At 46.2% G+C, this 20,142-nt stretch carries 17 protein-coding genes and 1 tRNA gene; 14 read left to right on the top strand and 4 right to left on the bottom strand.

What is annotated here, in order from left to right:
* Window positions 1-17 precede the first annotated feature (17 nt).
* Both KH703_RS01330 and KH703_RS01325 read left to right on the top strand, forming a co-directional pair.
* Window positions 18-2,606 (top strand): AsmA-like C-terminal domain-containing protein, encoded by a 2,589-nt coding sequence (locus KH703_RS01330; RefSeq protein ID WP_304293460.1) that lies wholly within the window; start codon window positions 18-20, stop codon window positions 2,604-2,606.
* Window positions 2,603-3,664 (top strand): tyrosine-type recombinase/integrase, encoded by a 1,062-nt coding sequence (locus KH703_RS01325; RefSeq protein ID WP_304293458.1) that lies wholly within the window; start codon window positions 2,603-2,605, stop codon window positions 3,662-3,664. Before KH703_RS01330 ends, KH703_RS01325 begins: the two co-directional genes overlap by 4 nt.
* 929 nt (window positions 3,665-4,593) lie before the next feature.
* On the opposite strand, the gene KH703_RS01320 is transcribed toward KH703_RS01325, so the two are convergent.
* From KH703_RS01320 to KH703_RS01305, 4 genes are all read right to left on the bottom strand, one after another.
* Window positions 4,594-5,238 carry a ferritin family protein gene (locus KH703_RS01320; RefSeq protein WP_304293456.1) on the bottom strand — a complete coding sequence of 215 codons (645 nt, stop codon included), beginning with the start codon at window positions 5,236-5,238 and terminating at the stop codon, window positions 4,594-4,596.
* A 412-nt stretch (window positions 5,239-5,650) separates the two neighbouring features.
* Complete coding sequence (locus tag KH703_RS01315; RefSeq protein WP_304293454.1) at window positions 5,651-6,325, bottom strand: histidine phosphatase family protein; 675 nt, start codon at window positions 6,323-6,325, stop codon at window positions 5,651-5,653.
* Between the two features lie 44 nt (window positions 6,326-6,369).
* Window positions 6,370-6,927 (bottom strand): rhomboid family intramembrane serine protease, encoded by a 558-nt coding sequence (locus KH703_RS01310; protein WP_304293452.1) that lies wholly within the window; start codon window positions 6,925-6,927, stop codon window positions 6,370-6,372.
* Between the two features lie 763 nt (window positions 6,928-7,690).
* Window positions 7,691-8,326 carry an NlpC/P60 family protein gene (locus KH703_RS01305; RefSeq protein WP_298042846.1) on the bottom strand — a complete coding sequence of 212 codons (636 nt, stop codon included), beginning with the start codon at window positions 8,324-8,326 and terminating at the stop codon, window positions 7,691-7,693.
* A 124-nt stretch (window positions 8,327-8,450) separates the two neighbouring features.
* On the opposite strand from KH703_RS01305, the gene murA reads away from it, so the two are divergent.
* The 12 genes from murA (at window position 8,451) to cysE (ending at window position 20,134) form a co-directional block, all read left to right on the top strand.
* Window positions 8,451-9,719 (top strand): UDP-N-acetylglucosamine 1-carboxyvinyltransferase, encoded by a 1,269-nt coding sequence (murA, locus tag KH703_RS01300; RefSeq protein WP_304293449.1) that lies wholly within the window; start codon window positions 8,451-8,453, stop codon window positions 9,717-9,719.
* 480 nt (window positions 9,720-10,199) lie between these two features.
* Window positions 10,200-11,381, top strand: a complete 1,182-nt coding sequence (locus KH703_RS01295; protein ID WP_304293447.1) for a molybdopterin molybdotransferase MoeA — start codon at window positions 10,200-10,202, stop codon at window positions 11,379-11,381.
* A 61-nt stretch (window positions 11,382-11,442) separates the two neighbouring features.
* Window positions 11,443-11,517 (top strand) — tRNA-Gly (locus KH703_RS01290).
* Between the two features lie 76 nt (window positions 11,518-11,593).
* On the top strand, window positions 11,594-12,148 hold the full coding sequence (locus tag KH703_RS01285; RefSeq protein ID WP_304293446.1) for a UbiX family flavin prenyltransferase: 555 nt from the start codon (window positions 11,594-11,596) through the stop codon (window positions 12,146-12,148).
* A complete protein-coding gene (gene coaD / locus KH703_RS01280; protein WP_177387474.1) occupies window positions 12,148-12,624 on the top strand; it encodes a pantetheine-phosphate adenylyltransferase in 477 nt (158 codons plus the stop codon). The genes KH703_RS01285 and coaD overlap by 1 nt, the downstream gene beginning before the upstream one ends.
* A gap of 73 nt (window positions 12,625-12,697) precedes the next feature.
* Complete coding sequence (locus KH703_RS01275) at window positions 12,698-13,780, top strand: hypothetical protein (RefSeq protein WP_304293443.1); 1,083 nt, start codon at window positions 12,698-12,700, stop codon at window positions 13,778-13,780.
* A gap of 807 nt (window positions 13,781-14,587) precedes the next feature.
* Window positions 14,588-14,716 (top strand): hypothetical protein, encoded by a 129-nt coding sequence (locus tag KH703_RS01270; protein WP_304293441.1) that lies wholly within the window; start codon window positions 14,588-14,590, stop codon window positions 14,714-14,716.
* Between the two features lie 41 nt (window positions 14,717-14,757).
* The gene (gene tmk, locus KH703_RS01265) at window positions 14,758-15,384 is read left to right on the top strand and encodes a dTMP kinase (protein WP_304293440.1); all 627 of its coding nucleotides are present in this window, start codon (window positions 14,758-14,760) and stop codon (window positions 15,382-15,384) included.
* 322 nt (window positions 15,385-15,706) lie between these two features.
* The gene (locus KH703_RS01260) at window positions 15,707-16,189 is read left to right on the top strand and encodes a hypothetical protein (RefSeq protein WP_304293438.1); all 483 of its coding nucleotides are present in this window, start codon (window positions 15,707-15,709) and stop codon (window positions 16,187-16,189) included.
* A 176-nt stretch (window positions 16,190-16,365) separates the two neighbouring features.
* A complete protein-coding gene (gene hisS, locus KH703_RS01255; protein ID WP_304293436.1) occupies window positions 16,366-17,607 on the top strand; it encodes a histidine--tRNA ligase in 1,242 nt (413 codons plus the stop codon).
* Window positions 17,604-19,442 carry a biosynthetic arginine decarboxylase gene (gene speA, locus KH703_RS01250; protein WP_304293434.1) on the top strand — a complete coding sequence of 613 codons (1,839 nt, stop codon included), beginning with the start codon at window positions 17,604-17,606 and terminating at the stop codon, window positions 19,440-19,442. The genes hisS and speA overlap by 4 nt, the downstream gene beginning before the upstream one ends.
* The gene (cysE, locus tag KH703_RS01245; RefSeq protein WP_304293433.1) at window positions 19,439-20,134 is read left to right on the top strand and encodes a serine O-acetyltransferase; all 696 of its coding nucleotides are present in this window, start codon (window positions 19,439-19,441) and stop codon (window positions 20,132-20,134) included. The genes speA and cysE overlap by 4 nt, the downstream gene beginning before the upstream one ends.
* The last annotated feature ends 8 nt before the right edge of the window (window positions 20,135-20,142 follow it).

Raw genomic sequence — 20,142 nt, 5'->3', positions numbered from 1 at the left:
TTTTTAATGGGACGATGATGTATAAATTTTTAGCTAGATTTTTTCTTACTCTTACTATACTTTTTATAATCTGCGCGGTAGTCCTAAAGCACGGTATTGCGATTTCACAGCTGGACGTGGGCTTTGCAAAGCTTGAGGGGTTTTATCTCAAGCTAAATAAAAGTCTCGTGCTGCGCATCAAAAATCTTGAAATTACGCAAAATAATACACAAAATTTAGAGCAAAATTCCACCGATCTGCGCACGCAAAGCGAGAAAATTTTAGAATTTAGCAAAAAAATCTCGCTCATCAACTCCTTTTTTGAAGAGATCGACGTAGACAATATGAAAATAAAAGGTGAAAGCCTGAAACTAAAATACAAAAGCGACGTTTTTTACGCAGATACGCGGTTTTTTAGGCTAAGCTCAAAGATCACGCCTGGCGCAAACGGATTGAGCTTCTATCCGATCGAGCTTAAGCTAAATGATTTTAATCTCACTCTACACGGCGCGGCACGGGCAAATTTCAAAGCCGATACGTATGATTTTAACGGCACCTTCGCTTCGCACGAGATCGCGGGCGAGCTTGACGTGCACAATATCGGCTCGGAGCTAAATATCGAGATAAACCGCGCTTCGGCATCTAGCCTGAAAAATTTTATGAATGAGCTGGGTGCGCTTACGGGGCTAAATCCTCTTGCGAATGAGTGGATCTACGGCAAGGCGGTCGCGCAAAACTACTACATCGAAAATCTGCATGCCAAAGTCGATCTAAAAGATCCGCGCCCGATCGCCGAAAACGTTAGCGCCACGGCCTACGCGCAGGATCTTACGATAAAATTTCAGCCGCAAATCGAAGCCGTAACGGTAAAAGACGCAAACATCACGCTCAAAAACGATTATCTAATCTTTACGCTGAACGAGCCTAAATTTAAAGGTAAAAGCCTGGAGGGAAGCGGCGTGCGTATCGGCGGGCTTTTTGAAGAAAGACCGATCGTATATCTGGATCTGCGGACTAAAGAGAGCTTAGGCAAGGACCTTGTGGATATTTTGCAAAGCTACGGCATAAACGAGCCCGTATATCCGCTAAGCGGCGGGATCGATGCGCGCGTGCTGATAGACGTGGACGTCGAAAAGGAAAGCGCCAAGGTGGATGCGAACGTAACGCTAAAAGACGCCGATCTGATGATCTCTAAAGCGAAATTTCACTCCAAAGCCGCGCGGGTGCATATCACAGAAAAAAAGATCGACATCAAAGACGCGAATCTACAAAATGAAATTTTTAACGCCACGGCAAGCGGCAACATCGACATCGCCACGCGCAAGGCCAAATTTAACGGCATAATCCATAGCTTTAATCTCTCCCCGAACGGCAAAGAAATTTTAAAATTTGGTGACGCGCGAGATAATATGAGCCTTGATTTTAGCGGCAAGGCACCAGTGCTAAGCTCGCAATTTTTGGGCGCAAAGATGAGTTTCGGCGAGCGGATCGAGATTAGCTCGCCCGATATTAGCGGAATTTTGCCCTTTTCTAAGACGCTTAAAAGCGCGGGCATTAGCGGCGGAGATCTTAAAATTTTAACCAGCGATTTTACAAATTTGGATATCAGCAGCAACAATCTTATCTTTGATTTCGGTCTGCTAAACAAAGACGGAAGCCATTATAAAAACGACTCTTTCACGCTTCGGGTGCGCGGAGGTGATCTGGACGGCTCTAGCGGAAGCGGTAAAATTTCTCTCAAAATCAACAAAGGCGGCAACTTCGTCTCGCTAAAAGACGTGGACGTCGCGATCAATACGAGCGTGCAAACCAGCGAGTTTAATAGCGGCACAAAGGAGCGCTCGCCGATAAATTTCAGCGGGCAAAATTCTGCGATCGTGCTATCAGATCTTAATAAGACGCTGAAATTTACGCACTTTAACGGCGTGCTGGACGGCAAAAATATGAACCTGAACGCAAATTTTAAGCGCGGCGACGTGAAGTTGATCTTTAAAAAGAGCTTGCTTCAAATTTTTGCGCAAAACATCAGCGGCGAGGCGCTTAATCAGTTCCTAGGCTCGCAGAGCTTCGACGGAGGGGTCTTTACGCTAAAAGCAAGCGGCATCGATCCGCGCAACTACCGGGGCGAGATCAACGTGCAAAACACCTATCTGAAGGACTACATCATCTATCAAAGGCTGCTTAGCTTTATAAACTCCGTGCCGTCGCTGCTTACGTTTAAGACGCCCGATTTCAACGATCGCGGCTTTAGCGTGCAGAAGGGCAAAATTTACTTTCGCCGCAGCGGCGATAAAATTTACATAAACGCGATGAGCTTTACCGGCAGTAGCGCAGACATTGCCGGCAACGGCGAAGTGGATATGAAAAGCGGCGCGCTGAATATCGATCTGGAGCTTAAATACCTCAAAGACGCAAGCTCGATAATCTCAAAAATTCCGCTGTTAAATCATATCATCTTGGGCGAAAACAACACGATCTCCACGATCATCGAGATTCGCGGCACGACGAAAAAGCCCACCTATTCGACCGGCGTTGCGACCGACGTGCTAAAAACGCCGTATAATCTCATCAAAAACACACTGATGCTGCCTTTTGTGATCTTCGGCGACAGCGAGGAGAGCAAATGAAATTCCCGCTCGATTATAAGGATAGCTTTGAAAAATCGCTGCTGTTTTGGCTCGTAAAATTCGTGCGCTACAAGCTAAGCACGCTATCAAATAAGGAGCTGAAAAACGACGCGCTGTTTCGCCGCGCAAGCCTGGCGCTAAATCATGAGGTAGCGAATATAAATGAACTCGAGCGGCTCGCAAAAGATGCTCGAAACGCGGGCCTTACCGGCATCAACACCTATTTTAATCCGCTTAAAAAATTTTACGAAGCGATCGTAGAATATAACCTTGAAAGCATGAGAAATATCGACGAGGAGCTTTTGAGCGAAATTTTAGCCTCCATTACGGGCGGGCTGAGCGATGCGAGCAAAAAAAACTACCGCATCGCGCTGATAAATTTTTTCGGCTTCATCGACCGCCAAAACGAGCAGGACGGCACCTCGCATAACTTCGGCATCGAGCTTAAGCACTGGGGCGGCATTAGCGGCAGCCGCGGCACGAAGCTTCCTGAGTTTATGAGCGAGGAGGAGCTGAAGCGGTTTTTGGACGCGATAAATCTAAGCGAGTTTCGCTCCTTTGCGCATCGCAACCGCCTGATCGTAAAAATCATCGTCTACACGGGCATCCGCGTGGGCGAAGCGATAAATTTAAAGCGTAAAGATATCGCGCCAGAGGGGGATCTTTTCATCGTCCGAATCCGCGGCAAGGGCAATAAATACCGCATCGTAATGATCAAACGCCACCTGATCGAGGAGCATCTAAACGCGCTGGAGACGAATCTTGCAAACAAAGAGGGCTATCTTTTCGTCACTAAAAACGGCGCTCCGCTTACTCAGGCATACGTCAGCGGCATCGTGGAGAAAATTTTAATGAGCGCGGGCATACGCAAGGAAAAAAACGGCGCCCACATGCTGCGCCACACCTTCGCGACGATGCTTTACAAAAAGCAAAAGGACCTCGTGCTCGTACAGGAAGCCCTCGGCCACGCGAGCCTAAATACTTCGCGCATCTATACCCACTTTGACAGCGACAAACTGCGCCTTGCGGCGAAGGTCGCGGAGGAATTCGAGGAGTGAAATTTTAAAATTTGCAGCGGTGCGAGGCTTGCTTGAGCGAGATTTTTTGAATTTAGTTTTGAGGCGGCTTTAAAATCGTTTTTTATGGAATTTATTTTACAAGAGGTTTAGAATTTTATTTTGAAAAATCTTAAAATTTGTTTTTCATACTCGCATAACAAAACCTAAAATTTTACCTTGCGAGCTTTAGAATTTAACTTGGCAAAATTTTAAATTAACGCGTGAGCCTTAGAGCTTGATCGCAAAAGAATCTAAAATTTTACTCTTTTGGAGTATAGAATAATTTACTTTTTAGGTTTTCTCATGTAATTTTGCCTAAAATTCCAGATAAATTTAGTGCAAAATTTCATTTAAATTTTTACGATACGGAATTTCATCCGAGGATTTTATAAGCAAAAGGTAATGGTGTAGCGGATATAAAATTTATCAGCAAATTCCGCAAGGATGGAATTTCTGATTTAAAATTTCAACCATCGAAATTTTATAGTTTGATTTGCTTTCGAGTTCTCATCGCACCGAATGCGCCTTAAAATTTAAAGATGCGAAATATTTGCCACCAAAGTTTGCTGCAAAATTTACCGACGCGAAGTTTGCTTCGTAAACAGCACAGGAATCATATAGTAATTTATACTAAAAATTTAAAGAGATAAAATCATCGGCATACCTACTTTTAGATTTATTTTACGACAGAAATCCCGCTCTTGCGAGCAGGATTTCATTTCTTAGGGGGATAAGAAAAGGAGTTTAGGCTAAATAAATTTAGCCCGAGATTTCGTCTAGCCACGGAGTCCGCAGCAAAAAGGAGCAAAAAGACGAAATCTCGCGCAAAATTTTAAGCCAAGATTTAAGCGATCGGCTCGCGACAATAAACGAGATTTGCGACGGCTTCAAAAACTATCGCACAAAACGCCGTGCCGCAAGCATCAAAATTAAACAAGCCTTTGTTTTTTAAAATACTCACGTGGAGCTTTGCAGAGCGGACAGGCGCCAGGAGCTTTCTTTCCGCGATGAACGTGACCGCAGACCTCGCACACCCAAACTTCTTCGTCGAAACTCTCGAAAAAGCCCTCCTCTAGCAGGATCTTTTGAAGCTCGTTGTATTCGCGCTCGTGCTCCTGCTCGACCTTACCGATGGCGTTAAAAAGGCGTGCAACTTCTTTTTTGCCCTCTTCGGTCGCGATTTTAGCGAAGCTCGGATACATGCTCTCGTGCTCGTAGCGCTCGCCGGCGGCAGCGTCGAGCAGATTTTTATCCATTTTATCAAGCGGAATGCCTGCGGCCGCGTGATGCGCCTTTAGCTCGGCTCTGGCGTGCCATTTTTCATTTTCGGCAGCCTCGTAAAAATGTCGCGCAATAGCGTGAAAGCCCGCCTCTTTGGCCAAATCGCCGTAAAGATCGTATTTATTGCGTGCTTGAGACTCGCCTGCGAATGCCTTCATCAAATTTACCTGCGTCAGATCCTCGGTGATACATTTCATCGGCTCGCCGCAGCAGCTAAGCATGCCGCCGCCTACTTTTTGCACCTCGACCTCCGCGCCGCATTTGTCGCATCTGTAAGTTTCGTACTGTCTCATTTTAATTCCCTATCAAAATTTTTAGGGAATGATACCACGGCTACTATTAAATTTTACTTAATAAATTTTATTCTTCTCAATAAATTTATGTTTTTGAGAAAATTTTGGCACGAAATTTTCGTCCGAAAAATTTAAGCTCAAGCTTTTTACAAAGCAAATGAAATTTGAAGCAAAAGCGCTAACGCTCGATTATCTAAAAATATGGAATTTACTTTTCTGACTTATTTAATCTACAATTTTCAAGGCGAGCCACATCATTGGAAATTTTTTAGAATTTAAAGTTATCTCAAAAATAACTTGCTAATTTTGCCGCGCAGTCTTGTTTACGAGTATATAACAATGCTCGGCAAAAAGTAGCCTTAAATGCACCAACGAGCCGCCCGATTGTAATTATGAAGCGTTAAAAGCGTAATTAAGGGCACTGTAGGATTACCATTTTGCCGCTATGATCGGTAATATCTGAGAATTTATGAACGTCAAATTCTAATCCACAAATCGAACAAGGAGGAAATTTATCTAATTCCTTCTCGCCTAAAAGCGAGCAAATTCCGCCTATTGCCGGATTATGTCCAACGATAAATACGCATTCTGCGCTAGCTGCATTAAAATTTCGCATAACATCTGTGCTAGAAATTTTCACATCATTGCAAGATAACGCATTATTTTCGCCAATGCTAGCGGGAATTTTAGCGCTCTTAAAAGCAGAATTTTCAGCATTTGCGTCGCGAGGTTTTTCGCTACTCAGACCAACTGCATTGTATTTTTCCACATTCACACCGCACCCAAAAAATCGTTTCTCATCCAAGCTGCGAACAAACTTTGCCAAATCCCATAAGCTTGCATCATATAACTCTCGCAATGACGCTATCCTTTTTGTCGCGCCCAGCGCATTAGCGATAAGTTGCGCCGTATGGAGTGCGCGTATAGCCGAACTTGTAATCATCAAATCAGGCATAAGTCCCAAGCTACGCAGCTTTTCTCCGAGTTTAATTGCGCAAAGTTCGCCCGCATGGCTTAATGCCCGCTCAAAATCGCTTCCGTTATCTCTTTGCGCCTCAGCATGTCTTATAAAATATATCCGCTTCATCTGCATCCTTTCATAAAATTTTATGTATAATTTAGCGTTAAATTCTACAAAATTCTAAATTTTTTCTGGATCATTCCAAAACCATAACCGACCACAAATCCCGCTATGTGCGCATACCATGCCACATTTACGCCCATTAACATCGGCGCAAAGCTCATTATCAAAATCGCGACAAAAATCCCGCCCGCATTGCGTTCATCAAAATAAGCAATCACGCCTAAAAGCACACAGATAGCGCCGCTAGCGCCTACGATATTGACGATTTCTCCCATGCTCATGGCATACCGGATATAAATCAGACATAAAGCGCCGCTCAGCAGCCCACCTGCGATGTAAAGTAGCGTAAATTTTATCCCACCGAACGCTCGCTCTAAAATTCCGCCGAATTGATACAAAACCGCCATATTCATCGCTAGATGCATCACTCCGCCGTGCATAAAAAATGAACTTAGTAGCTGCCACGGCATCCCCTCGAAAAAATATGGATTGAGCCCGAAAAACAGGTAGGACTTAAAGCCGAAAAAATATTCTAATACGAATGAAATCACGAAAAATAGGACATTCACGGCGATGATCGCGAGAGTAAATTTGCCTGATTGCATGAAACTCCTTAAATTTTTCACGCATAGTAGCGAAATTTTGATTAAATTAAAGGCGTCGTGTGATTTATAGGCTCGAGATAAATTTCATAGATAAGTGTTGGTATCAAAATTTCGGCGAATAGTTTTAATTGCAAGCGCCTTATCAAATAGCTGCGCTAAAATTTAAAATTTAGATATAAAGCTTTAAACTAAAATTTTCGTAACAAAATTTAGACCGTAAATCTTTTTTGAAAGTTTTACGTAATTTATAAAGTTTATCTGATATCAATTAAAAAACAAGCACACTTTAAAATTAATAACGATAAAATTTCAGCTATATGAAGCTATTCTGTATAATTTTATATAAAATTATAAGTATAATTTTACTAAGAATAACAAAATTTGAGTTCAAATTAATTTCAAAATAAATTTTAGAGTAAATATTTTAAATGCTTGTTATATATAATTACGCGTTAAAAATGCTAATTTGACTTGCCATAACAGCATCAAAATGAGTTTTTATTCATAAGTTTTTGCTGCAAGAGTTTAAAAACCATAAAATTCTAAAATTTGATTAGAATTTTAGGAATTTAATAAATTCTGCAAAGCTAGGTTACAGCCACAATTCCAAGCGATTTATCTGCAAAATTTTACTTGAAATTCTAGAGCATAAATCAAACCGCCGCGAATTTTTAAAAGGTCTAACGAAATTTCATAAAATCTAATAAATTCCAAAAGTTATAAGAAATTTTTCAAAAAATACGGCGAAAGAATTTTCAAAATTCTAGTTATTCACCCGTCCATACCCTGCGAAGCGGTTCGATGCTAGGCAGCTTATGCGATCTTTGCCGCAGCGCACGATATAGCTATTTTCCATCTTTTGCCCTGCTACATGGACGTTTTTCTTATTTAAATTTACGAAGTCCGCTTGATTTCTACCACGAGTATTGTGGACGAATTTCACGCGACCATCAGCATAGATCTCGCGCACGATACCAATATGACTGATTTCGTTATTGACCTTGCCTTTGTTAGAACGCAAAGTGTTTTGAAAAAACACCAAATCCCCCACTCGCGGCGTATTGCTGAGTAAATTTTTACGGCTGTAATAATTATATATTGCTTGGGATTTGCGTCCGTTGGTGAAGTACTTCGGCAGATCTTTTGAATTGAAAAATAAATCATCGTATTTATCATTTAGCACGGTGATAAATCCGCTACAGTCCCCTCCAGCACGAGTGCCAGTGTAATCGTCCACAGATGCGATTAGCGGGCGGTTAAACTCGCTTCCCGGCACCGAAGTTATTCCTTCTTCATGATCGTTTAAGACATACGCTTGCTGGCTGCCGGTAGACGGGGCTTTTGAGGAGCAACCGACCAGCAAAAACGCACCCAAAGCGCAAATAATTAGTTGTTTCATATAAAGATCCTTATAAAATTATGTAACGATTAAATTTGAGCGTAATTTTAGCGCTCAGTGGTAACAAAATGGTAACTTTAAAGCTAAATTCTGTATAATCGCCGAAATTTTACACGGAGAAATCATGCATTATCTACGAATTAACGGGGGCAAAAAACTAAACGGTAGTGTCAAAATAAGCGGCGCAAAAAACGCCGCACTGCCGCTCATAGCTCTATCTATCCTTTCAAAAAACGAAGTCGTAATTAAAAATTTACCCGCAGTTTCCGATATCCACACGCTAATTCAGCTGCTTTCAAATTTAGGCGCAAAGTGCGAGTTTCTTGACGCCAATACCGCCAAAATCGATCCGCGCGAGGTAAACTCGACCAAGGCAATCTACGACATAGTGCGTAAAATGCGCGCTTCGATCTTGGTGCTGGGGCCGCTTTTAGCGCGGTTTAGACACTGCGAGGTAAGCCTTCCCGGAGGCTGCGCGATCGGCGCAAGACCGATCGATCTGCACCTTAGCGCGCTTGAAAAGATGGGCGCAGAGGTTAAGATCGAGCAAGGTTACGTCGTTTGCACCGCAAAAAAGGGGCTTAAGGGCGCGACTATAAATTTTGACAAAATTACCGTCACCGGTACCGAAAACATCATAATGGCGGCAGCCTTAGCAAGCGGCACCACCCATATCATAAACGCGGCAAAAGAGCCCGAAGTGATCGCCGTTTGCAACGCATTAAAAAACGCAGGTATCGACATAGAGGGCATCGGCACGAACGAGATCCTCATTAAAGGAAGTGGCGGCGAGCTTTTAAGCTTGGATGAAATTTCGATTATTCCCGATCGCATCGAAGCAGGCACCTATCTGTGTGCAGGCGCGATCACCGGCTCTCATATCACGATCACGCACGCTTGCGCGGCTCATCTTGGCGCAGTGCTTGCAAAATTTGAAGATATGGGTTTTAAATTTGAAATTTCAAACGGCGGCGACGAGATCACGATCCTACCCGCTTCAAAGATCAAACCCGTAGAGATCATCACGAGCGAATATCCGGGCTTTCCTACCGATATGCAGGCGCAGTTTATGGCGCTGGCGTGCATCTCTTCGGGCGTCAGCACCATCGACGAGAGGCTTTTTGAAAACCGCTTCATGCACGTTAGCGAACTTTCGAGAATGGGCGCAGATATCCGCCTAAACGGACACATAGCGACTATCAGCGGCGGCAAGCTAAACGGCGCGGACGTGATGGCGACCGATCTGCGAGCTAGTTCGGCACTCGTTTTAGCCGCCCTTGCGGCGCGCGGCGAGAGCAAAATACATAGAATTTACCACTTAGATCGCGGATATGAGAGGCTGGAAGCTAAGCTTAGCGCGCTCGGCGCAGACATACATAGGTTGGAGGAATGACAAATTCTGAAATAAAGAATTTTGTGCTAGCAAGCAAAGCGGAATTTTACGCAAAACGCGTTTTGAAATAACGCACTGCGCAAGAGTCACGTAAATTCTATCAGTAGCAATGCATTTAAATCGCTAAAGCTAAGTGTGGCGAAATTTTAAAGGCAAATCTTGGTAGAATTTCAAGGATGAGTCTCTTTAAATTTAAATAGCAAGCTTTGGTAAAATTTAATGAACGAGCCGTAGTGGAATTCTTTAAGCAAATACGGGCGAAATTTCTACAGCAAGCTCGCGGAATTATACGGAGCGATACGTTTTGAAATTTTAAGTAACGCTCGCATTAAAATAAGGCAAGTTTGAGCCCGTGAAATTTCGCGCATTTACTTGGGCAAAATTTAGCCTTGCAAGTTCCGGTGCAATACAGAATTCAAGGCTACGCAAGGTCTTAACTATACGAATTTTAAATGTAAAAAATGATAAAAAGGACTTAAAATGATAGGAATAAATGAGGCTATAGATTTGGCTACGGCTAGAACCACATCAAGCAAGCAAAGCGAAAAGGTGCCTCTTCCCAGCGCCCTAGGTCGCATTCTTTCTAGCGATATTTCAGCGCTTAAAAACCTACCCTGCTTCGATAATTCGGCGCTTGACGGCTATGCCTACGCGGCGGAATTCAAAGACGAAAAGCTAAAGATCGTAGAGCCTACGATTTTTGCAGGAGACGAAAAATTCTACGAAATCAAGGCTGCGCAAGCGCAAAAGATAATGACCGGCGCGCCAATGCCTGCAGGCGCGGACTCCGTCGCGAGGCTAGAGGATGTAGACGCGCAAGGCGGAACTCTAAAAATCCCTGCTTCCGTTCATGCCCACGACGGCTTTCGTAAAAAAGGCGAGGAGGTGTGCGCGGGCGAGCTTTTATTACGCCGTGGCGAAATTTTAAACCCTGCTAAAATCATGCTTCTTGCCGCGCAAGGAATTTACGAAGTGGATGTTTACGCGCGTCCTAAAATCGCCTTATTTTCCAGTGGAAACGAGCTAAAAGAGCCGTGGCAGAGCGCAAGCGAGCGCGAAATTTATAATGCCAACTCTAGCGGTATTGCTGCATTGCTGCAAAAATACGGCTTGCAAAATGAGTATTTAGGGATTTTAAAGGATGATTTTAGCGAGGTGTGCGAGGCGCTAGACGCTGCTACGCGTAAATTTGACGTACTAATTACCAGTGGCGGAGCAAGTGCTGGGGAGGCGGATTTTATGCAAAGCGCTATGAGTGAACTTGGATTTTTGCAGGTTTTCGACCACATTGATATCAAGCCCGGTCGCCCCAGCAAGTGCTTCGCAAAAGAGGGCAAATTCGTCTTTGCAATGGCAGGCAATCCGATGGCTGCTTTCGTGCTTACGCGCGCAGTCATACTGCCGATCCTATTTAAGCTTAGCGGCGCAAGCGAGGCTTTTAGCGCGGAAGCGGCGATCTATGCCAAGCTCGCAAGCGATCTGAAGCTAAAAAGCGGCAGAGTAAATTTAACCGTAGGCGCATATGAAGGCGAAGTTTTTACGCCTATGCCGTCGCCTTCAGGACGCATCAGGCCGCTGGCTGCGGCATCGCATTTTTTCTTGGCTGATCCCGAATGCGACAAAGTTCGCGCTGGAGAAATCGTAAAAATTTATGAAATTTAAGCGAGAAATTATTGACAAATGAAAATTTATAGGCTACAATCGCGCTTTATTTTTACTGCATGCGGGAATAGCTCAGTGGTAGAGCGCAACCTTGCCATGGTTGATGTCGCGAGTTCGACTCTCGTTTCCCGCTCCATCTTAACTTCAAATTTTAAAATTCCCTCCATTCCGCTCGTTTTTAAACCGCAAAATTTCGATATGAAAGCCTTGAAATGAAAATTTTAGTTTGCGTTAGCGGCGCGAGTTTTTGCGAGATCGGGCTTGATCTGCTTAAATTTCTTGCCAGCTCACCGCATGAAATTCACGCCGTGTTTACGCAGGGTGCGCGCCGCGTCCTGCGCGCTGAAAGCGGCATAGATGCGGACGAGGCTTTAAAATCTGCGGAATTTAGGAGCGTAAAATTTTATCCCGACGACAATCTGAGCGCGCCGCCCGCTTCGGGCTCATTCGGCATTGACGCCACAATCTTTGCGCCCTGCTCTATCGGCTCTTTGGCTAAAATTTACGGCGGGCTTTGCGACAGCCTAAGTACCCGCGCCGCTGCAGTCGCGCTAAAAGAGCACAAGCGGCTGGTTCTTGGCGTGCGCGAGATGCCGCTTTCTGCGATCAGCCTGCGCCAGATGAGCGAGCTAGCCGCGCTCGGCGTCATCATCGCTCCGCCCGTGATCGCAGGCTACTGCGGCGTACAAAATTTAAAAAATTTCATAATCGGCAAGTGGTGCGACGCGCTGGGCGTGCAAAACGAGCTGTTTAAGAGGTGGCAATAATGCAAAACTCAAGAAAATGTATCTATCCGGGCACTTTCGATCCTATCACGAACGGCCATTTGGACGTCATCAAGCGTGCGCTAGGACTTTTTGATGAAGTCATCGTCGCAGTCGCGCTAAACGAGAGCAAAAAGCCCTACTTCAGCCTAAAATCCAGACTAGAGATGGCGCGAGCCGCGACGCGCGGGCTTCGTGGCGTGAGCGTGCAAAGCTTTGATAATCTACTCGTGGATTTTGCTAAATCTTGCGGCGTGCGCTTCGTTATCCGCGGGCTTCGCGCGGTCAGCGACTTTGAGTACGAGCTACAGATCGGCTATGCAAACGCCTCGCTATGGGAGGAATTTGAGAGCGTGTATTTGATGCCGACGCTCAAAAACGCCTTCATCTCAAGCTCGATCGTCCGCTCCGTTTTGAGCCACGGCGGCGACGTTTCGCACCTAGTGCCGAGCGAAATTTTAAAATTTTTAAAAAAATGAGCTTGCAAGCGACTGAAATTTAGCCCGCAGGCGCAGCTAAATTTAAAATTTACAAGCCGCACGGGAGATAAAAATGAATAAGCAAATGGATGAGATAGAAAGACTGCGAACGTTTTTAAAAAGCGTGAGAGATGAATACAAAGCCTTAAATAAAATAGCCGAAGCGCAGGTCGTAAGCAGGCGCTGGGCGTCGGGTAGCTATATCAATTTAGAGCCGTTTTATTTCGAATATAACCGCTTCTTTAAGGGCAAAATTTTAAAAGCTAAACCGAAAAACATCGCAAACGCCTACGAATACGGCTTTGACGCTCAAGATCGTGTCGTTTTTGAAAGACAACATGACGGCAAAAAAAGTTTCTTTGAAAACCTTTATTTTTGGGGGCGGGACGAAGTTTTAAAATACGAATTTGGTTGCTATAACAAAAGATGCGTAGGATGCTTCGATATAAAAAGATTTATCTATGAAAATGGCGAGCTAAAGTCCATCTACTCGGCCTTTGACAACAACGCCTATGGGATAGAAAATTTTACTTACGAAGGCGGCAAGCTCGCACAAAGACGGGAGTATGTAGAGCACCCTCGCGCAGGCAGAAGGAATGGCGTAACAAACTATGAATTTGACGCAATGGGCGAGCTGAGCTTAATAACCGAAAATGGTTATGTGCGCTATCAAAAGCCCGATAAGGATATGAGCTACAAAAAGCTCTATGAGCTCGCCGCACAAAGGCTGCTGCCCGCGATTAAAGAGACGATCAAAAAGCACGCGCCCGCCTGTAAACTCTACTGCATAAATTTAGCTTGCGACAATAGGAGTTTACCGCCGATCATCGGATTCGGCTCGCAAGAACAGCGCGCGCAGTGGCTTGCACGAAAGGACGGTTGGCTTCTTTGGCTCGTTCCTGATTACGAGTTTCGAGCCGAGGTCGAAGTAGACTACGAAACGGCGAAAATTTTTGATCTTTTCAATCAAGAAACGCAGCTAAACGATAAATATGCGCAGGCTAAAAAGCTCATTTGGGAATGCGTGAAGCAGCTCAAAGCAGGTCTTAGCGAATTTGCGCTCGATATGACGGAGGATTTTACGATCACGGCTACCGATTGCGATCTTGGCAATCTGAGGAAAAATTTCAAAGCAATAAATCCCAAGCTAGCGTAAAAGGATAAAATTTAAAATTTCATCTTTCGGCGCACAGGACGAGCTTTGCGCCTTCGCTCATTGCGGCAAAATTTCATGATCTGCGGCGGCTAAAAATTTTATCGGCGCCACGATTTTATATTTTGTCATCGCACGCGGCGTCCGCCCGTCGCCGCATCTATTGCGTTATCGGACAATATGCCATGCTTTATACGGCGCCCGATGCCTTCCAGACGCGCTATCTGTTTTTACTAAAAAACATACGATACCTCGCACCGCCTTCTTCACCGACGCGCCGCCTTTCGTTTATCTAGCGCCCGTTGTTCTGCCGGGCGCATACCCCGCTCCGTTTCCACCTCGCATGACGCGCGCCATGTCCCGTCTAACGCCCTACTTCGCTCGGCACGCCTGCTCTTCTGCACGAAGACATCTCGCTCCGTCTGGCGCACTCTGCTAGCTCTATCCTCTCAACGCATAGGATTTAGCTCCAATAGCTCGACCGTCCGACACCCCCGCGCCAATCCTATCCCGCTTTACCTACGCAGCACGCCGCTCCGCCGACATATACTCTCTCGCCCTACTGCGTGGCGCATTGCTTTGCTCGGTTCGATACACCGACTCAATTTGCCCGATATGTCGTCCCGCTTCGTCCGATACATACCCTATGCGTCGCCAGACGTGCCATCATATCCGCACGCGCGCTGTCTTTATCGACCGGCGCCCTGCTCTGCTCGGTAAATGTCCGTAAGCGCAAAATTTGCTCGTTTGCTTCTATCTGGTTCTGGTTTGCGCGCTAAATTTAACCGCGAGCCGTGCCGCAAAGAGTAAGTGCTTAGCAACAAAGCGCCCGATAAAATTTTACGCCGAAAGATCAAAAGCGGCTTGCACAAGCTCGCGCAAAAGCCCGATTTTGAGGCGAAATTTAGCGCCCGGCTGTTTAAAAAAGCCGCCATTTAGCTATAAATTTGTAAAATAGCGCACAAATTTAAAGGCGAAAAATGTATGTAATATTCGAAGGTATCGACGGCGTGGGCAAAAGCACGCAGATAGCGCGGCTGGCGGCGGCTTTTCCGCAAGTGATCGTGACTAAGGAGCCGGGCGGCACGAAGCTCGGCGAGGCGGTACGAAGCCTCGTTTTGGGCGAGGATTTTAAGTGGCCGCGCGGCAGCGTAAATCTGCGCGAGGTCTGCGGCGAAATCTCAAAGCGCGCCGAGCTGCTTTTGTTCCTCGCAGACCGCGCCGAGCACTACGAGCGCGTGATAAAGGGCGGCGCGGGCAGGCTCGTACTAAGCGATCGCGGCTTCATCTCGGGGCTTGCCTATGCGCTGGCAAACGACGAAAACGCGGATCTTAACGAACTCATTGCGCTTAATAAATTTGCGCTTGGGGGCAAATTCGCAGATAAAATCGTGCTATTTTCGGCGGACGAACAGCTCGTCAAAAAACGGCTTAAAACGCGCGCTAGCAGCGATATAATCGAGGCTCGCGGGCTGAGATACCTAATGCGCGTGCAAGATCTTATGGCGCGGGCATGCAGGGCGTGCGGCGTTGAGACCCTGCAAATCGACGCTGCTCAATCCGAAGAGGCGATCTGCGATCAGATAAAAAATTTCATACTTTCTTAAAATTTTAAGGCGTGAAATTTTGCCGTGGGAAAGAACTTCTGGGTCCTGCCGTGAAATTTTAACTATGGAATTCCGCCCATAAAATTTCATCTTCGAATTTCGTTATGGAATTTTACAGGCGGAATTACACGGGCGCTCCCGCGGAATTTTAAAAGCGCTCGCTCGGTATTTAATCTAAAATCTCGCGAAAATTTAATAAAATTTGCCGCAAAACTGCGCCGAAGCCGAAGCGAAATTTAAGCTACAACGCTAGAAATTTTAACGGCAAGGCAAAATTCTAGCGCTAAATTTAACAGATCGCCGATCAGAAAAGAAGAGTAAAATGGCTTACGTAACCTACGACAAGGCAAAATGGCACTGGGGCGCGAAAAATGCGCCGACTGACATTCCGCAGGAAAACGGCGCGACGCACATCGCGTTTTTCTTCCGCTGGTGCATGGAGCGCAAGCTCTATTCCAAGGACTTTGCGGCGGATTTTGCGGGCGATATAGCGCGGATGGACGATAGCTTTGATTATCGCGGGTATTTCTTTGGCGCCATGGACGGCGTGCTGAGCAGCGACGAGCTAAACACCGCGGGCAAGGCCTTTGCAAATGCCTACTATACCACGGACCGCACGAAATTTGCCAAAACGCACGGCTGGTATTTGCAAGATTACGACGATTTCGTCGCGCGTAAATTCGGCGATAAAAACTTCGACAACGCCTATTTTTACATAGAAAACTCGCCGCAAAATTACGCCGAGATCAAAGAGATCATCGATCGCCGCTACGAGGAATTCTTGGCTATGAAAGCGGCGAAGTAGAAATTTTACCGCCGAGCTTAGCCGGTTTAAAATAGGCGCCTAAGCCGAAACGGCGCGCGATGCAAATAAGCAGAACCGATGCGAAGCGGCAGCGGCAGGGCTTAAAATTTAGGTAAATTTAACTATAATCGCCGCAAAAATTTGAAAATTTTAAAATTTCACAAAGGATTTCATAGATGATCAAGGCACTTCGCGGTATGAACGATATTTCAGGCGAGCAGGCGCGCATCTACTCGCAAATTTTAAATGTGTGCGAGCGCGTGGCGCGCAATTACGGCTTTTGTCTCATCGAAACGCCTAAGCTCGAACAGACCGCGCTATTTCGCCGCAGCGTCGGCGAGAGCAGCGATATCGTCGGCAAAGAGATGTATGAGTTTAGCGACAAAAGCGGAGATAGCGTCTGCCTGCGCCCCGAGGGCACCGCGGGCGTCGTGCGCGCCTTTATCGAAAAAAAGCTAGACCGTAGCGGCGGCGTGCATAAATTTTATTATCAAGGCTCGATGTTTCGCTACGAGCGCCCGCAAAAGGGGCGTCTGCGCGAGTTTCATCAATTCGGCGTCGAGTGCTTCGGGCAAAGTAGCGTCTATGAGGATGCGAGCGTGATCTTGATGCTAGCTCAAATTTTACGCGAGCTAAATGTCGCTGCAACGCTTAAAATCAACTCTTTAGGCGACGAGGAGTGTATGCCTGCGTATAAAACCAAGCTCGTAAATTTCTTGCAAGAGCGTAAAGACAGACTCTGCGAGGACTGCCAAAGGCGTATCGACACCAATCCGATCCGCGTGCTGGACTGTAAAAACGAAAACTGCCAGAAAATTTTAGCCGCCGCGCCGCTTATAACTGAAAATTTAAACGACGCTTGCGCCGCGGAATTTGCGCAGCTGCAAAGAATTTTAACCCAAAACGGACAAAAATTTCAGATCGATGCGAAACTCGTGCGCGGGCTTGATTACTACTGCAAAACCGCCTTTGAGTTCGTCTCATCCGAGCTTGGCGCACAAAGCGCCGTGGGCGGCGGCGGGCGCTACGACAGACTCGTGGAGTTTTTAGGCGGCAGAAAGACGGCGGGCGTGGGCTTTGCGATCGGCATCGAGCGAATAGCCGAAATTTTAAAAACGCGCGAAGCCCCTCAAGAGCGCGAGGGGATTTATATCGGCGCGCTGGATGAGGCGTTTGTTAGCACGGCATTTTCATTTGCGCTAAAGCTGCGAAAGTTTTGTAAAACTAAAATTTCATACGAGTCCAGGAGCCTAGCCAAGCATTTAAAAGCGGCCGACGGGGCGGAGGCGAAATTTTGCCTTTGCATCGGGCAGGACGAGTTTGACCGAGCCGAGGTGTGGTGTAAAAATTTAGAGGATCAAAGCACCTTTGCGATTAAATTTAAAGAGGTCGAAGCGTTTTTTAAGGATAGAGCATGAGCGATTACGGACTAAATATTTGGGGAAATTCCAACTTCACGATAGACGGCGGCAAACTATGCCTAAACTCCGATTTCAAGCAGCCTTTGGTGGATATAATAAAAGAGATCCGCGCAGACGGCGTGCGAGGCCCGATACTGCTGCGCTTCCCGCACCTCATCAAAAAGCAGATCGTCGAAATTTACTCAAATTTTAACCGCGCTATTAAGGAGTTCGGCTACAAGGGGAAATTCCATGCCGTCTATCCGCTTAAAGTAAATCAATTCCCGGGCTTCGTTAGAAATTTAGTCGATATCGGCGAGCCTTACGGATACGGACTCGAAGCCGGCAGCAAGCCTGAACTGCTACTAGCGATGGCGTATAACAAATACGGCGCGCCGATTACCGTAAACGGTTTTAAGGATAAGGAGCTTATAAATATCGGCTTCATCGCCGCAGAGATGGGGCATAACGTAACGCTTACGATCGAGGGACTAAACGAGCTTGAAACCATCATCGAAACGGCTAAGGAGCGGTTTGCTCCAAAGCCTTTCATCGGGCTTCGCATCAGGCTGCATAACTCCGGAAGCGGGCTGTGGGCGAAAAGCGGCGGGATAAATTCAAAATTCGGTCTTACCTCGACCGAGCTTATAGAGGCGATAAACTTACTCAAGAAAAACGACCTCATCGAGCAGTTTACGATGATCCATTTTCATATCGGCTCGCAGATTACAGAGATCCACCCGCTCAAAAAAGCCCTCATCGAGGCGGGCAATATCTACACCGAGCTTCGCAAAATGGGTGCGAAAAATTTAAAATCCATAAATTTAGGCGGAGGTCTTGCTATCGAATACTCCCAAGCCAAAGAAAGCTCCAGCCGCAACTATACGCTAAAAGAATACGCCAACGACGTGGTTTTTTTGCTAAAATCGATCGCAGAGGATAAAAAAGAGGCCGAGCCGGATATCTTTATCGAGAGCGGCAGATACGTAGCCGCCAGCCACGCGGTGCTCGTAGCGCCGATTTTGGAGCTTTTTACCCAAGAATACGCCGAAGAAAAGCTTGCCCTAAAAAAGGATAATCCGCCGGTAGTCGCCGAGCTATACGATCTGTATAAAACTCTAAAACCCTCCAACGCGCTAGAGTATCTGCACGACGCCATGTCGCATATGGAGAGCGTGCTTACGCTATTTGATCTGGGCTACGTCGATCTGATCGACCGCTCAAACGGCGAAATTTTAGTTCATCTAATAATGCGAAAGGCGTATGGAATTTTAGGCAACAAGCAAGAATACAGCAATTTCTTAAACTCCCTAGGCAACGCTCAAGAGCGCTATTTGGTAAATTTTTCGATCTTTCAAAGCCTACCCGATTTTTGGGGCATCAAGCAGCACTTCCCGATCATGCCGCTAGAGAGGCTGGATGAACGCGCCACGCTATCGGCATCGATCTGGGATATCACCTGCGATAGCGACGGAGAGATCGGATTCGATAGAGAGATCAACCCGCTATTTTTGCACGACGTGGACCCCGAAGAGGAGGAGTATTTTTTAGGCTTTTTCCTTGTAGGAGCTTATCAAGAGGTGCTAGGTATGAATCACAATCTTTTCGCTCATCCTAGCGAAGCTACCGTGATCTTGCGCGATGACGGCGGCTTTGAGATCAAGGATTTCATCGAATCTCAATCGGTCATCGACATCTTAGAGGATATGGACTACGACGTAGTAGATATCCGCGAAAGCCTAAATGAGCGCGTCGAAAAATCAAATCTTATCGGAGATAAAGAGAAAAAGCATATCCTCGGCGAACTATATCTGTTTTTAAACGACAATAGCTACTTAAAGACGATCAAATGAGTTTTTGGCAAATTTTAAAACAGGACTTCACCGAGCCCTTGCGCCAAGACCCCGCATGCAACAGCGTATTTGAGATATTTTTCTGCTATCCCGGCGTCTGGGCGCTAATAAATTATCGCTTCGCGCATTTTTTCTACGAGCGAGGTTTTAAGCTCATTGCTCGCGCGATCAGCGGACTTAGCCGCATAATCACCGCCGTAGATATAAACCCGGGCGCGCAGATCGGCTCGGGCGTGTTTTTCGACCACGCCACAGGGCTTGTCATCGGAGAAACGGCGATCATCGGCGATAACTGTCTGATCTATCAGGGCGTCACTCTCGGCGGCGTGAGCTTAGAGCACGGCAAGCGCCATCCGACGCTGCAAAACGGCGTCGTAGTGGGCGCGGGAGCCAAAGTATTAGGCAACATCACCATCGGCGCAAATTCCAAAATCGGCGCAAATTCCGTCGTCGTAAAGGATGTCGCACCAAACTGCACCGCCGTGGGCGTACCGGCTAGAATTTTAGGAAGCTGCGAGAGCGATCCTTTGGCGCATAATAAAATTCCAGATATCAGCCAGGAGCTTATCAAATATCTCATCAAACGTATCGAAATTTTGGAAGATTGCATCTGCAGCGGCAGAAAAGATATCTCCGCAATGGATGAGGATCTAAATAAATTCTACGAAGAGTATCTAAAATCATTAAAATAAGAGGGTTA

Origin of the sequence: Campylobacter gracilis (assembly GCF_018374135.1) — a bacterium.
GTDB lineage: Bacteria > Campylobacterota > Campylobacteria > Campylobacterales > Campylobacteraceae > Campylobacter_B > Campylobacter_B gracilis_A.
This window is presented reverse-complemented; position numbering and strand designations above follow the sequence as displayed.

Coding starts and splice junctions, on each gene's coding strand:
- KH703_RS01285 (WP_304293446.1), top strand. CDS start 11,594: ATGAAAATTTTAGTTTGCGTTAGCGGCGCGAGTTTTTGCGAGATCGGG.
- KH703_RS01275 (WP_304293443.1), top strand. CDS start 12,698: ATGAATAAGCAAATGGATGAGATAGAAAGACTGCGAACGTTTTTAAAA.
- KH703_RS01260 (WP_304293438.1), top strand. CDS start 15,707: ATGGCTTACGTAACCTACGACAAGGCAAAATGGCACTGGGGCGCGAAA.
- speA (WP_304293434.1), top strand. CDS start 17,604: ATGAGCGATTACGGACTAAATATTTGGGGAAATTCCAACTTCACGATA.
- cysE (WP_304293433.1), top strand. CDS start 19,439: ATGAGTTTTTGGCAAATTTTAAAACAGGACTTCACCGAGCCCTTGCGC.
- murA (WP_304293449.1), top strand. CDS start 8,451: ATGCATTATCTACGAATTAACGGGGGCAAAAAACTAAACGGTAGTGTC.
- KH703_RS01305 (WP_298042846.1), bottom strand. CDS start 8,326: ATGAAACAACTAATTATTTGCGCTTTGGGTGCGTTTTTGCTGGTCGGT.
- KH703_RS01315 (WP_304293454.1), bottom strand. CDS start 6,325: ATGAAGCGGATATATTTTATAAGACATGCTGAGGCGCAAAGAGATAAC.
- KH703_RS01295 (WP_304293447.1), top strand. CDS start 10,200: ATGATAGGAATAAATGAGGCTATAGATTTGGCTACGGCTAGAACCACA.
- hisS (WP_304293436.1), top strand. CDS start 16,366: ATGATCAAGGCACTTCGCGGTATGAACGATATTTCAGGCGAGCAGGCG.
- KH703_RS01320 (WP_304293456.1), bottom strand. CDS start 5,238: ATGAGACAGTACGAAACTTACAGATGCGACAAATGCGGCGCGGAGGTC.
- coaD (WP_177387474.1), top strand. CDS start 12,148: ATGCAAAACTCAAGAAAATGTATCTATCCGGGCACTTTCGATCCTATC.
- KH703_RS01325 (WP_304293458.1), top strand. CDS start 2,603: ATGAAATTCCCGCTCGATTATAAGGATAGCTTTGAAAAATCGCTGCTG.
- KH703_RS01330 (WP_304293460.1), top strand. CDS start 18: ATGTATAAATTTTTAGCTAGATTTTTTCTTACTCTTACTATACTTTTT.
- tmk (WP_304293440.1), top strand. CDS start 14,758: ATGTATGTAATATTCGAAGGTATCGACGGCGTGGGCAAAAGCACGCAG.
- KH703_RS01310 (WP_304293452.1), bottom strand. CDS start 6,927: ATGCAATCAGGCAAATTTACTCTCGCGATCATCGCCGTGAATGTCCTA.